Source organism: Pusillimonas caeni (genome assembly GCF_003545815.1).
In the GTDB taxonomy this organism is placed as follows: Bacteria; Pseudomonadota; Gammaproteobacteria; order Burkholderiales; family Burkholderiaceae_B; genus Pusillimonas; species Pusillimonas caeni.
This window is the reverse complement of record NZ_PDUW01000013.1, coordinates 1-12,160: the sequence shown is the minus strand read 5'-3', so window position 1 is coordinate 12,160 and position 12,160 is coordinate 1. Positions and strand designations below refer to the sequence as shown.

The 12,160-nt window shown below is 58.4% G+C and carries 18 protein-coding genes and 1 pseudogene; 9 read left to right on the top strand and 10 right to left on the bottom strand.

What is annotated here, in order from left to right; genetic code table 11:
• Positions 1-34 precede the first annotated feature (34 nt).
• Complete coding sequence (locus CSC67_RS19960) at positions 35-979, top strand: LysR family transcriptional regulator (RefSeq protein ID WP_118996220.1); 945 nt, start codon at positions 35-37, stop codon at positions 977-979.
• Between the two features lie 188 nt (positions 980-1,167).
• On the opposite strand, the gene CSC67_RS19950 is transcribed toward CSC67_RS19960, so the two are convergent.
• The 3 genes from CSC67_RS19950 to CSC67_RS19940 form a co-directional block, all read right to left on the bottom strand.
• Positions 1,168-1,560: a CBS domain-containing protein gene (locus CSC67_RS19950; RefSeq protein WP_167752979.1), complete on the bottom strand. Its 393-nt coding sequence runs from the start codon at positions 1,558-1,560 to the stop codon at positions 1,168-1,170.
• A gap of 193 nt (positions 1,561-1,753) precedes the next feature.
• Complete coding sequence (locus CSC67_RS19945; RefSeq protein WP_118996218.1) at positions 1,754-2,155, bottom strand: type II toxin-antitoxin system HicB family antitoxin; 402 nt, start codon at positions 2,153-2,155, stop codon at positions 1,754-1,756.
• A gap of 7 nt (positions 2,156-2,162) precedes the next feature.
• The gene (locus CSC67_RS19940) at positions 2,163-2,345 is read right to left on the bottom strand and encodes a type II toxin-antitoxin system HicA family toxin (protein WP_118996217.1); all 183 of its coding nucleotides are present in this window, start codon (positions 2,343-2,345) and stop codon (positions 2,163-2,165) included.
• A gap of 192 nt (positions 2,346-2,537) precedes the next feature.
• On the opposite strand from CSC67_RS19940, the gene CSC67_RS19935 reads away from it, so the two are divergent.
• The 4 genes from CSC67_RS19935 to CSC67_RS19920 all read left to right on the top strand — a co-directional run bounded on the left by CSC67_RS19935 (position 2,538) and on the right by CSC67_RS19920 (position 5,659).
• Positions 2,538-2,927, top strand: a complete 390-nt coding sequence (locus CSC67_RS19935) for a hypothetical protein (RefSeq protein WP_118996216.1) — start codon at positions 2,538-2,540, stop codon at positions 2,925-2,927.
• Positions 2,928-3,299: 372 nt separating this feature from the next.
• Positions 3,300-4,625, top strand: a complete 1,326-nt coding sequence (locus CSC67_RS19930; RefSeq protein ID WP_118996215.1) for a FliC/FljB family flagellin — start codon at positions 3,300-3,302, stop codon at positions 4,623-4,625.
• A gap of 481 nt (positions 4,626-5,106) precedes the next feature.
• Positions 5,107-5,352 (top strand): type II toxin-antitoxin system RelE/ParE family toxin, encoded by a 246-nt coding sequence (locus CSC67_RS19925; RefSeq protein ID WP_245220311.1) that lies wholly within the window; start codon positions 5,107-5,109, stop codon positions 5,350-5,352.
• The gene (locus tag CSC67_RS19920; protein WP_425337674.1) at positions 5,345-5,659 is read left to right on the top strand and encodes a helix-turn-helix domain-containing protein; all 315 of its coding nucleotides are present in this window, start codon (positions 5,345-5,347) and stop codon (positions 5,657-5,659) included. The genes CSC67_RS19925 and CSC67_RS19920 overlap by 8 nt, the downstream gene beginning before the upstream one ends.
• A 40-nt stretch (positions 5,660-5,699) precedes the next feature.
• On the opposite strand, the gene CSC67_RS19915 is transcribed toward CSC67_RS19920, so the two are convergent.
• Positions 5,700-5,972: a BrnA antitoxin family protein gene (locus CSC67_RS19915; RefSeq protein WP_118996214.1), complete on the bottom strand. Its 273-nt coding sequence runs from the start codon at positions 5,970-5,972 to the stop codon at positions 5,700-5,702.
• Positions 5,944-6,234, bottom strand: coding sequence for a BrnT family toxin (locus CSC67_RS19910; protein WP_245220310.1), 291 nt, complete (start codon positions 6,232-6,234; stop codon positions 5,944-5,946). Before CSC67_RS19910 ends, CSC67_RS19915 begins: the two co-directional genes overlap by 29 nt.
• Positions 6,235-6,413: 179 nt before the next feature.
• On the opposite strand from CSC67_RS19910, the gene CSC67_RS19905 reads away from it, so the two are divergent.
• Entirely contained in the window at positions 6,414-6,674 is a 261-nt protein-coding gene (locus CSC67_RS19905; protein WP_245220309.1) for a helix-turn-helix domain-containing protein, read from the top strand.
• Positions 6,675-6,699: 25 nt separating this feature from the next.
• Here CSC67_RS19905 and CSC67_RS21790 read toward each other — a convergent pair whose 3' ends face one another.
• Positions 6,700-6,891 carry a HigA family addiction module antitoxin gene (locus CSC67_RS21790; RefSeq protein ID WP_118996213.1) on the bottom strand — a complete coding sequence of 64 codons (192 nt, stop codon included), beginning with the start codon at positions 6,889-6,891 and terminating at the stop codon, positions 6,700-6,702.
• A gap of 296 nt (positions 6,892-7,187) precedes the next feature.
• Here CSC67_RS21790 and CSC67_RS19895 point away from each other — a divergent pair, with 296 nt between their 5' ends.
• A complete protein-coding gene (locus CSC67_RS19895) occupies positions 7,188-7,565 on the top strand; it encodes an HVO_A0114 family putative DNA-binding protein (protein ID WP_118996212.1) in 378 nt (125 codons plus the stop codon).
• 10 nt (positions 7,566-7,575) lie between these two features.
• Here the strand turns inward: CSC67_RS19895 and CSC67_RS19890 are convergent, their stop codons facing one another.
• From CSC67_RS19890 to CSC67_RS21620, 3 genes and pseudogenes are all read right to left on the bottom strand, one after another.
• Entirely contained in the window at positions 7,576-7,893 is a 318-nt protein-coding gene (locus CSC67_RS19890) for a helix-turn-helix domain-containing protein (protein ID WP_118996211.1), read from the bottom strand.
• On the bottom strand, positions 7,890-8,354 hold the full coding sequence (locus CSC67_RS19885) for a type II toxin-antitoxin system RelE/ParE family toxin (protein WP_245220308.1): 465 nt from the start codon (positions 8,352-8,354) through the stop codon (positions 7,890-7,892). The genes CSC67_RS19890 and CSC67_RS19885 overlap by 4 nt, the downstream gene beginning before the upstream one ends.
• Before the next feature lie 94 nt (positions 8,355-8,448).
• A pseudogene (locus CSC67_RS21620) lies at positions 8,449-8,550 on the bottom strand (GNAT family N-acetyltransferase); the annotation flags it as partial.
• Positions 8,551-8,757: 207 nt separating this feature from the next.
• Between CSC67_RS21620 and CSC67_RS19875 the strand changes: the two are divergent.
• Positions 8,758-9,417, top strand: coding sequence for a carbonic anhydrase (locus CSC67_RS19875; protein ID WP_118996210.1), 660 nt, complete (start codon positions 8,758-8,760; stop codon positions 9,415-9,417).
• A 127-nt stretch (positions 9,418-9,544) separates the two neighbouring features.
• Here CSC67_RS19875 and CSC67_RS19870 read toward each other — a convergent pair whose 3' ends face one another.
• Complete coding sequence (locus CSC67_RS19870) at positions 9,545-10,015, bottom strand: CBS domain-containing protein (protein ID WP_118996209.1); 471 nt, start codon at positions 10,013-10,015, stop codon at positions 9,545-9,547.
• A gap of 159 nt (positions 10,016-10,174) precedes the next feature.
• Here CSC67_RS19870 and CSC67_RS19865 point away from each other — a divergent pair, with 159 nt between their 5' ends.
• Entirely contained in the window at positions 10,175-11,869 is a 1,695-nt protein-coding gene (locus CSC67_RS19865; RefSeq protein ID WP_118996208.1) for a class I adenylate-forming enzyme family protein, read from the top strand.
• Positions 11,870-12,160: the final 291 nt, after the last annotated feature.

Here is a 12,160-nt window from a genome sequence, read left to right as displayed (position 1 = left end):
CATGTCGCATCAGTAATGTCATGTATATCGAAAAATGAATATTACGGACTTGAACATCAGGTTCCTGCTGGTCTTCGAAGCCATGATGACGCACCGCAACGTGACCGCGGCGGCCGAATCCATCGGCCTCACCCAGCCCGCGCTCAGCGTCTGCCTGAAGAAGCTGCGCGAGCTGCACAACGACCCGCTTTTCGTGCGCACCTCGCATGGCATGGAGCCCACGGTGCTGGCGCAAGAGCTCAAAGAGCCGATCCTGCAGGCCCTTAACCTGCTGCGCCAGACGCTGAACCACACGCACGATTTCGACCCCAGCACGTCGACGCGCACGTTCCACATGGTCATGACCGACATCGGCGCGCGGGTATTCCTGCCGCCTTTGCTGGGACAGCTCAGCCGCATCGCGCCGAACGTCGATCTGAACACCGTGCAGCTGCCTGTGAAAGACATGCGCGACGCCCTCGAGTCGGGCGATATGGATCTGGCCCTGGGCTTCATACATGGCCTGTTCGCCGACTGCTACCAGCAGCAGCTGTTTCGCCGTTCGTATGTGTGCATGGTGCGCCGCGACCACCCCAAGATCGGCGACACCATCAGCCTGGAAGACTATCTGGCCATGCCGCACGCCGTGGTCTCGGCGCCGGGCTCGGGGCACGACATCATTGAAAACACCTTGACCAAAAAGGGGTACCAGCGCCGCGTTGCGCTGCGCTTATCGCACTTCCTGGCGATTCCGCTCATCGTCGCCAGCACGGACCTCATCGTGACCATCCCCACGATGCTGGCCGAATCCTATGTGCCGGTCACCAACCTGAAAATCATCGAGCCGCCCATCGCCTTTCCCGAATACACCATCTCGCAATACTGGCATGGCCGCTACCATAACGACGCCGGGCACCGATGGCTGCGCGAACTGATCTACAAGATGTTCCGCGACAACGAGACCGACTTCCTGCCTGCCAGGTTCGAGAGGGGGTTGTAGGGCGCCCGACCCATTGAAGAAGTAGAGAGATTCATCGAGCACCAGCCGCTTTACAGTCTGGGCATCGGCTATGTCGATGCCCATCTGCTGGCCTCGGTTCGTCTGACGCTCGGCGTAAAACTATGGACGCGAGACTGCCGCCTGTATGAAACCGCTTTGCGCCTGGACCTTGCCGCCGACTCGGAGAGCTAGCCGTCCAGACTGGCGAAATACCGCAGCACGTCGGTGCGGGTAACGATGCCGACCAGTTGCTTGCCGTCCATGACCGGCAGGCAGCCGATGCCCTTGTCGACCATGAGCAGCGCCGCCTGTTTCAATGGCGTGCCCTTGTCGACCGTGACGACGTTCTTGCTCATGATGGTCTGGATCGTCACTTTATCCAATAGATACAGTAATTCATGCACCTCCAGCGTCGTCGCATCGGATGCCGAAGCCTTTTTCAGGTCGCGGTCCGTCACGATGCCCACCAGCGAGCCCGAACGGTCGACCACCGGAAGGTGCTTTATCTTGTTGTCCTTCATCATGCGCGTCGCATGAAGGAGGGTGTCGTCCGCGTCGATGGTGACGACCGTACTGCTCATGGCTTTTTCGATTGTCATTTCGTCCTCTCACTGTAGATGGAACAACGATGGTCTTGAGGAAATGTTAATCAATCGGGTGGGGCGGGTATTGATTTTGGTCAAGCGGGCTGCGGCCGGGCTCGTATCAACGATGCGCTCAAGAAGGCCATTGAAGCCGGTATTGCGTAGGAGCGGCGTGTCGGTTGTCGATCGCCTAATCATGCCCTTCCATCACTCGGCGTGCCGCTTCTACGAGGAATCCGCTGCGTGTCGCGCCGTGCGCCTTCGCGTAGCTGTCGATCTTCGCCAGCATGCGGCGCGGCACGGTGATGTTGATTTTTTCGGCCCGTCCATCGAAGCGCGACACATCGACGTCAACCAGCGCCCAGATGCCGTTCGCCAAATCGGGATTGGTGCGATGCTGTGCAATCGGACGGGGTAGTGGTAGATCGTGGCCTTCTTCCACCAGGCCTTCCAGGTGAAGATCGATGGCTTCTTTTACGTTTTCCAGCGCTTCTTCCAGCGCATCGCCCGCCGAAAAGCAACCGGGCAGGTCGGGCACCGAGACGCCGTAGCGGATGCCATCATCTGTATGCAGAACCACGGGAAATCGCATGTGTTTCCTACTTCCATCCCGCCTGTTTCCTGATGTTGTTCAGCGTGCCGGCAGGTAGATCGCTGTCAGGATGTTTCACAGTCACCAGGCCGGACCTGAAGGGATGCTTGAACTGGTGATGCGAGCCGCGCACGCGCGTCAAATACCAGCCTTCAGCCTCCAGTCGCTTGATGATCTGTTTGCTGTTCACGGTGGTTATTGTACCTACTTATAGGGACGGATATGAGAGCTCTCGGCGTGCTGTTACTTGCGGTCGATGCAGGAGCCAAGAGACAATGATGACGGCAGATAAAGAGGACGACTATTCGTGAAAGCCGAAGGGAGCGGACTGCTGCTCCGTCAGATAAATCGGTCCGTCATAGTTTGATTGAAAGGGGGCGATATGGACCTGCAACGATGCACAGCCTTGATTGCCCTGCTGGTTGCCGGCAGCATGCCGGCCTTCGCCGCGCAGGCGTCGCCGCCCGACTCACCGCAGGCATACAGTGTGGCTCAAGCGGGGAAGGGCGTGTACAGCAACGGCAGGGGCGACGACTCGGCCCGAGGGGACCACAAAGGTTCGTATAAGTCGCTGAGCACGCATGGCGGCAGCCAAGGCGCTGGGAGCGACGCTGGCGGCAAGGTTCTACGTACGCCGCCCGCCTATTACCACGACGCCCGCGGCGACAGCGGCCGGGCCGGATATGAAAACTACTCCCTGGGCGGGTTCATCTCCATAGAACGAGGCGGTCGGCAACCGGAAAGCCGCTCGCGCGACGACAATAACAGATAAACATGCCAAATATTGGCCTGCCGCCGAGCGGCTAGCATGGTGTTCAAGCGGCCGGGCCAATGCATTCGCCCGATATCGCGCAATTTTTTAGCGCCCGAGCTAAATTTTCCTCTTCCAGGGCCGTCAACCCCAATATCGGGTCGTCGGTATCACTTCGGCACCACCGTTTTGCAAACCGCCGCAAAGCGTGTTGGTCGCCTCAAAAACCGGTCTTCCCACCCCTAAATTAAGCACCGCGGGCTCCGTAATCCAGGATGTACAGGAAATACCGGGCCTGCCCAACACCCAGGTGAAGGGCCAGGATTCCACCCGGAAACGGGCTTTCCTGGTCAACCGGCGGTAGATGCCGCCTTTTCCCTACAGGAGTAATCCATGTCAGTCATCAACACCAACTACCTGGCTCTGGTTTCGCAGAACAACCTGACCCGCTCGCAAAGCGCTCTGGGCACCGCTATTGAGCGCCTGTCCTCGGGCTTGCGTATCAACAGCGCCAAGGACGACGCTGCCGGCCAGGCCATCGCCAACCGCTTCACCGCCAACGTCAAGGGCTTGACCCAAGCTGCTCGTAACGCCAACGACGGTATCTCCATCGCTCAGACGACCGAAGGCGCACTGAACGAAATCAACAACAACCTGCAGCGCGTTCGTGAACTGACCGTGCAGGCCGCCAACGGCTCGAACTCGGCCGAAGATCTGCAGTCCATTCAAAACGAAATCAAAGAGCGTCTGGACGAAATCACCCGCGTCTCTGACGAAACCCAGTTCAACGGCAAGTACGTGCTGGGCAAGGACGGCGGCAGCCTGACGATCCAGGTGGGTGCGCACGACAACCAGACCATCACCATCAACCTGCAGGAAATCAGCGCCGATACGCTGCAGTTGGCCGACTTCAACGTCACCGAAGCTTTCGGCACGCCGTTTGCGACTGTTAGCCAAGTTAATGAAGAGGTTGCTGTTGGCGATCTTAGCGGTATCAGTGTTACCGGTCTTGACGACAACGCTGCAGTAGGTGCGGCTGTAACCAAGGGCGACGATGGCAACTATTACGTCGAAGTAACGACTAGTGATACGCCTGCAGAAAACGGCTTTTATCAGGTCACTTTCGACAGCAACGGTGACGCTAATGCGATCGTACTTGACGCAGCCAACGTGAGGACGGCCGCTGAAGTTGGCGGTGCAACGACTACGACGGTGGCCACGGGTAACCGTGTCGATGTAGATCTTGAAAGTCTTACTGTACCCGCCGGTGGTACTGCCACTTTGGTACACGACACTGAAAACGACAGCTACTATGTTCGTGTTTCGGGTGCTACCGATGCAGCTCAAAATGGTTACTATGCAGCGACCGTTGATGGCGACGGCGTTGTGGCAGTTGCTGACTGGTCCGCTCCTTCTACACCTGCCGGAGCCCCTACCGGTGCTAATGCAAACCCGCTGGCAGCCTTGGACGACGCTTTGCAGCAAGTCGACGACCTGCGCAGCCACCTCGGTGCGATTCAAAATCGTTTCGAATCCACCATCGCCAACCTGAACAACACCGTCAACAACCTGTCCGCAGCCCGCTCGCGTATTGAAGACGCCGACTACGCCGTCGAAGTCTCCAACATGACTCGCGCGCAGATCCTGCAGCAGGCCGGCACCTCGGTTCTGGCGCAAGCCAACCAGGTTCCGCAGACCGTGCTGTCGCTGCTGCGTTAATACACAAGCCGCGAGTTTCGAATAGCCGGATTCAAGCTGTTTTATTTCCGGCTCGTTTGGAACCGAAGGTCCATGGTGGCATCGCCGCCATGGATCGACAAGAAGCCCCAAGGTCAACGATCGCGGGGCTTCTTTTTATGTGAAGGCGATGGGTCATGAACTTTGACGTGATCTTTACCTGGGTGCGTTAATCGCCGTTTCGCCGACGGAATTAGTGGCTTCCACCGTGATAAATCCATTCACTCATTATGCCGCTATGCATAGGCATAGCTCATGATTGACTTCTTTGTTCAAAGGAGATCGATCATGGGCCGGCACGCTGTCTCTGTCCGATACCTGTTTACACAGCATCTTACCCGCGTGGGACTCAGATTCTCCTTCTATGGTTTAATACGTCATTGACGTATATCTGTGTACACAGTCGTCGAAACGCCGCTCTTCAGTGCGGATGCGGGCGTCATCTGGCGGGAGGACGAGCGCGGTGAGTTTTGTGCTTGGCATGGCACGCCATGCCGAGGCAGGCCGCGTCATTCCCGGATCCGGCGGCTGCCGCAAGGTGCGCTGGGCGCGTCCGGGAACGGGGAAACGAGGCGGGGTGCGGGTGATTTACTTTAACCGTTTGGAATTCGGAGTGATCTACCTGCTGGTGATCTACGCCAAGCCAGTGCGGGGCAGTATCCCGGCGCACATTCTGCGGGCTATCAAAGAGGAACTGGACCATGGCTGAACTTGGCGGCATGACTGGAAAAGGCAACATGACCGGTGAAGAACTGGGCCAGAAGCTGCTGGCCTCGGTCAGACAGATGAAGGCGGGCGCGGGGACGGTTGTTCATTCGCCGACGGCTCAGGCGCGGATTGCGTCCGGCTTGTCACAAACTCAGTTTGCCGGACTCATGGGCGTCTCTGTGCGTACGCTTCAGGAATGGGAGCAGGGCCGCCGCAGACCGTCCGGCGCGGCGCAAACGCTGCTGGCGGTCGCCATTCGGCACCCCGACGTATTGCGCGAGTTGGCGATGGAGCATCATGGGTCGTAGTTCGCCTGCGTCTGCAGCCGCATGATACGGTTGAGCGCCGCTATTTTCCTTGTTGTGCATCCACGTATTCCAACAATACGGCGTTCATGCGCGCTTGCCATCCCTTGCCGCCTGATTTGAAGAACCTCACCACTTCGGGCGAGTAGCGGATGGAGATTTGGACCTTGGGCTGGTCCTTGAGCGGGCGTCCACGGCGCGGGCGCAGTGAGGCCAGCTCGGTGTCGGTTAGCGGAGGGTTGTCGGGGTCTTGAAGGGCGGCTGCGGTGATGGCTGCGTCTTCGGCGTCAGTCGGCCGGATCAATTTGCGAGACATAATATAAAAACTCCCGGCGGTTGGCTTTGCGCAGGCTGATCAGGCGTATGGCGTCTGATCGCCGGCTGTATACCATGACATGAAGGCGCCTTTTGATGAGGCCCAGGGCAATCCAGCGTAGCTCTCCGTAGTCGCGTCGCGTATCGATCTTGACCAGAGCGTTATCCCAATCGAAGGCCGCTACCTCATGAAAATCCACGCCATGTTTGAGAAAATTTGCCCGGCGTTTTGACTCATGCCAGTCAAGACGTTCTTGCATCATTATTGTAGCCCCAATAATTATGGCCGGGCAAAAGAAAAGGGGATGCGCCGGTCCCGTCAGCTTGCCTCAGAGCGTCCACGCAGACAGCTTCGGAAACTACGGTGTTGCATGTTTTCCCAGCCGGAGAAAAACCTCATTTCTCTCCGCTCGGAAAGCCAATCGACGCCAGGTTCGATGCTATGAAAACCGTACGAATGAAAATTGATGCATCCGTACCGGCCTCGTTGCGGCAAGGAAGGGTCGATCTTGCGCGGATCGATGCCACGACAGAACGAGATATCGCCAAGCATCAGTTGGCGGACGACAAGAACGGCTTGCAAGATGCCGCAAAGTTCGCGCAGCGTGATCGTATCCGTTTGGGCTTGAGCCAAGCTCAATTTTCCGAGCGCATCAATGTGCCCATCGAGACGATACGTAATTGGGAGCAGGGCAAGCGCTAGCCGATAGGCGCGGCAAAGGCTTTGCTCACAGTACTGGATCGCGAGCCGGAGGCTGCGTTGAGGGCCTTGGGAAGGTTAACTCGGGAGTGTCGCCAAGTGCCGCGGCCAGCTTGATGGCCATGGGAGCGGTTAGGGTTCCCTTGTCGTGCACGATTCTGCTGAGCGTGTTTCTGTGCACGCTCATCGCGTCAGCCAACTCGCTGATCTCGATATACATAAGCTCTTGAGGTGTTGACCTGCGAAAATCCCGAGCTGGATAACACCTGCCGGCGCTCGTCCTGCGTCTAGCTCCCGAACATACATTGAGATTTTGTTGGAGAGGAATTAATATGGCCTCTAATACCATAACCCATCATGAGTCAATAGACTCATGAGTTCCGTCTTGCTGCTTCGTCGCAGGGTGCTGTATCGGCAGGGTTTTATCGAGATGGTGATATGGCGTTTGCATCGTTCGGTGCCGGCGTCGTCTCATTGCTATAAGTATCGTCTGGCTGATATCGAAAAGGCGGCATTATGAAACCCCGTACATTACATGTGAAGGTCGGTGAAGACCCGCAGACGGCGCTTAAGCAATTCGCAAGCACGTTGACTGCCCTAGAGCAAGGCAAAACGCCTCGGCCATATTTTGGACTAGGGTTCGAAAATGTTGGGCAGCTGTTTGCTGTATTCACGCCCCGTCGATGGGAGCTTTTAGCGGTTTTACGCCAAAGCGGCCCTGTGTCGGTCGCTGAGCTGGCCAGGCGGCTGTCGCGCGACTACAAGAACGTTTATAACGATGTCGCGCAGCTTATCGAGTGGCAAGTCATTGAAAAAAACTCGAAGGGCAAGGTGTTTGCGCCTTATTCGGAGATATCTGTAGACGTACGGCTGCCGTGCCAGAATGCAGCGTAAGGGGGGGAGGTTACAGAGTCGCCAGCCTGTCGACGGTGTCGGGATAGCGTTCTACCAATCGAATCAGCAGCGCGGCTTGGGCATTGGGCTTTGCGCGCCCTTGTTCCCAGTTTTCGAGTGTGCGCGGGTTGGTGCGCAGATAGCGTGCGAACACGCTTCGCGAAAGGTTCAGGCGTTTGCGCAAACCGAGCAGTTCGGCGGCTGATAGTTCAGGAGCAGGGGGCAACTCTATTACATGTTTTCGCAAGGTGACCTTGCCCTCGCGTTCGGCGGTCAGCGCTTCGAATCCTTCAGTCAATTCGGCAAATAGATTTCGTTTGCTGTTCATAACGTTCTTGCTTCCAGCTCGTTTTGCAAAAGTGTTGCCAAGATAGCTCGTTCTTTGGCGGACAAATCGTTCATTTCGCCTTTGTCGTACACAGTGAACAGCCAGAACTGACGGCCCGCAACCCATTGGTAGTAAATTACTCGCAAACCGCCTCGCTTGCCTTTTCCTCTGCGTAGGTCGATGAAACGTGCCTTGCGCAGGCCGCCCGTACCTGCCATGACATCGCCCGCTTCGGGCTGCTGAAGCAGCATGGACTGGAAGTTACGCAACGTAGCGTCGTCCATATAGTGTTCACGATGCCTTTGAAATGCAGGCAACTCGATAAAGCTGGCTTTCATTTTTATTGTATACGTAAATTGCGTATGGATAAAGGAACGCACGACTCCGGAAGTCTGCTGGAAACTGGAAATGTAGTATGCGCGAGGCCGTAGTTGTTTATCTACGAGTTTGGACGTTTGCATCCTATCGCCATGACGAGGACGCCAGTGCGCGTATCGCCATGAGAAGCAGCTCCGCGCCGCGAAGCAATGGAAGCCGTCGCTTAGCGGCTGGGCATCAATCTTCCATCGGCCGCTCCGGCGTGCTCAGTGTCTTCTGATAGAAAGCCAGGTCCGGCCATTTCCCGAACTTGTATGCGGCTTCCTTGATGACGCCAGCCTTTTATGAGGCCAACGTGGGCGCGTCAGCAGGGCATCATCGGGCGTGTGGGTAAAATTCTGTTTTGCCGTCCCTGTTCATGCATTGCCAAATTGTGGATAATGGATCGGTTTATAGAAACATAGTACCTATATGGTTGCTCGCGCGAATGGCTTCTATGGTTCGTGCGGCAGGCCTGGTCCCGTCGAAAACACAAAAGGAAATCTCATGTTGCCCCAACGATTAGCCGCAGGTTATCAAAGCTTTCTAGATGGCCGGTTCAAAACCGAAAGCACGCGATACCAGCAGCTCGGCGAAACGGGGCAAAGCCCGGAGATCATGCTGATCGGCTGTGTCGATTCGCGGGTGTCGCCGGAGGTGATCTTCGATGCGGGGCCGGGCGAAATGCTGGTGGTGCGCAATGTGGCCAATCTGGTGCCGCAATACGAGACCGACCCCACGGCATCGCATCACGGCACCAGCGCGGCGATCGAGTTCGGCGTGAACGGGCTCAAGGTGAAGCACATCGTGGTGCTGGGCCATGCGTCCTGCGGCGGCGTGCGCGCGTTTCACGACCACGCGGCGCCGCTCAGTCAGGGCGATTTCATCAGCAAGTGGATGGCGCAGATCGAGCCCGCCGCCGAACGCATCGGGCCTTTGACGGGCGATCTCAAGACCGATATCAGGCGGCTCGAGCTGGCGGTGGTGGAGCAGAGTCTGCTGAACCTCATGACTTTTCCGTTTGTGCGCCGCGCGGTCGAGAACGGCGAGTTGGAGTTGCACGGCGCTTATTTCGGAGTGGCCACCGGCTTGCTGTTCATGCGCGACCCGGCCACGGGCGAATTCAAGCCCTGCCTGGACGAGGATGCGAACGGCCACGCTGCCTGAGAATCCATGCACCCTCAGCGGTTATGGTGACAAGCGACCTCAACAGCGTCGCCACTGCCCCGGTCTCCGACCGGGGCTGTCATGGACCTTGGCGCCGTTGCGTCCTCGTCCGCGTTGAGCGGTCAGTCTAGGCGTAAACCGGCGCCGGCTGATCGTTGATGTAGGCCTTCAGCAGCAGGTTCTCGGATTCCTGAGCATCGTGCACGGCTTTGGCCACGTCGTAGAAGGACAGCACTCCCAGCACGACGTCCTTGTCGACCACCGGCATGAAGCGCTGGCGCACCTTGATCATCAGCCCGCGCAGGCTGTGTATGTCCATGTCCGGATGAACCACGATGGGGTCGGCGTTCATGACGTCCTTTATCTTGAGCTGTTCCAGCACGATGGGCGGTTCGCAACTGGGCTGGGCCTGCTGCCGGGCAAGGATGTTGATGACTTCGCGGAACGACAGCAGACCGACCAGGCGGTTGTGGCGCATGACCAACAGCGAGCCCGAGTCCTGGCTGGCCATGGTTTGTATGGCGTGCGTCAGAAGCGTGTCCGGCGTCGTCGTGTAGAGAATGCCTGTTTTGTTCTTGAGGATGTCCATGACGCGCATATCAGTCTCCTTGAGGGTGGTATGGCTTAGGTGTAGAATAATCCTGTCATACCATAAATAGGATCTTATCAGCGGTGTCGGGTGGAGTAAAGACAATCCAACGGCGGGCCCAGGCCGCCCCGACGCCGTCAATCGCCGCGTGCGAAGGGACACGACTCAATGAGCGCTTTATTGACTTTGCATAATCCGCGCGCGGCACGCGACTTCTACGCGCGCGGCATCTGGAAAGACGATACTTTTTATACCTTGACGGCGCGCAACGCCGAACGCAATCCCCTGGGCTATGCGGCGCGGGACAAGCGGCGCCGCCTTACCTGGCCCGAGCTCGTCCGGGAAGTGGACAGGGTGTCGGGCGTGTTGCACGGCATGGGCCTGCGCCGCGGCGATCGCGTGGCGGTATGGCTGCCGAGCTGCATCGAGAGCATCGTGGCGTTTCTGGCCTGCTCGCGAAACGGCTATGTGTGCTGCCCTTCGCTGCACAAGAACCATACCGTGCAGAACATCGTCGATCTGCTCACGCAGGTGGGCTGCAAAGTGCTTTTCACGCGTCCGGGCTATGGTTCGGACGTCACGGGCAGGTCCATCGTCGAGCGCATGGCGGACGTGCCCGCGCTCAAGCAGGTGATCCTGGTGGGGCAGGATGCTTCGGCATCCTGCGAGCCGGGCCGGCCGGTGTCGGCTTATCCACAAGCCGATGCCGACGTCCCGCCGGCTCCGGTCGATACCGATCCCGACAAGGTCCTGTATCTCGCCTTCACCTCTGGAACGACGGGCAATCCCAAGGGGGTGATGCACAGCGACAACACGCTGCTGGCCAATGGCCGCAGCATGGTCGAAGACTGGGGGCACACGGCCGACACCATCATGCTGACGCTCAGCGCCATGAGCCATCACATCGGTACGGTGGCGCTCGAGCAGTCCGTTGTCGCCGGCTCCGAGCTGGTGGTCAGCGATTCGTCCGTGCCCGCGCAATGGCTGGACTGGATCGTCGAGTCGCAAGCCGCTTATCTGCTGGGCGTTCCCACGCATGGCATAGACTTGCTGAAAGAGGTCCACCAGCGCGGCATGAACGCCTTGGGGCGTGTCAAGGTGTTCTATCTGTCGGGCTCGGTGATTCCGCCCTGGGTGGCGCAGGAATTTTTCAACCTCGGCGTCGTGCCGCAGAACGGCTTCGGCATGAGCGAGAACGGCACGCATCACTACACCGTGCCGGCGGACGCCGAGGCGGTCATCGTCGGCACCTGCGGCCGCAGCTGCAACGGCTATGAAACCCGCATCTGGAAGCAGGACGACCCCGACGCCGAAGCCGAACCGGGCGAGATCGGCGAGCTGGGCGGCCGGGGCGGTCTGCTGATGCTGGGCTACTTCGACAACCAGAAGGCGACCGAAGAGTCTTTCAACCAGGACGGCTGGTTCCTGACCGGCGACCTGGGCACCATCGATGAAAGCGGCTGCCTGCGCATCGTGGGCCGCAAGAAGGAAATGGTGATTCGAGGCGGGCGCAACATCTACCCGGGCATCATCGAAGACCTGGCGCACAGCCATCCCCACATCCGCAAGGCTGCCGTGTTTCCCGTGCCCGATCCCCGGCTGGGCGAGAAGGCCTGCCTGGGCATGATCTGGGAGGGGGCGGAGAGCCCCGACTACGCCTCGGTGCTGCAGTATCTCTATGAAAACGGCTTGTCGAAGTACGACATGCCCGAATACGTGGTGCTGATCGATGCTTTCCCCATGACGGCCAGCGGCAAGATTCTCAAGCGCGAGTTGACGCGCGCGGTGGTGGCGGGCGAACTGGTTCCCGAGCCGGTGGTCTGGAAGGCCAGGCCGGTCGAGGCGGGGGCGGTGCTGTCGTAGGACTTTTTGGCTTACGCATTTGAACCAAGAATGCTGTGGCGTGGCTTTGATCTTGGATTCTTCTTGGGCCTTGAAGTTGGCTGCTCCGCTTGGATTCTTGAGCCTCGCTGCTGTTGAGTAATGAGATGGTCAGCCCGCCCCCGGCCGGGGGCGGGTACGCTGTAGGGGATTTCCCCCTGGAGATAAGGAGACCATCATGGCGACGATCAAGCTGATAGGCATTGACCTGGGTAAGCGCTGTTTTCATCTTCACGGTCAAGATGAGAGCGGCCGGCAAGTACTGCGCAAGAA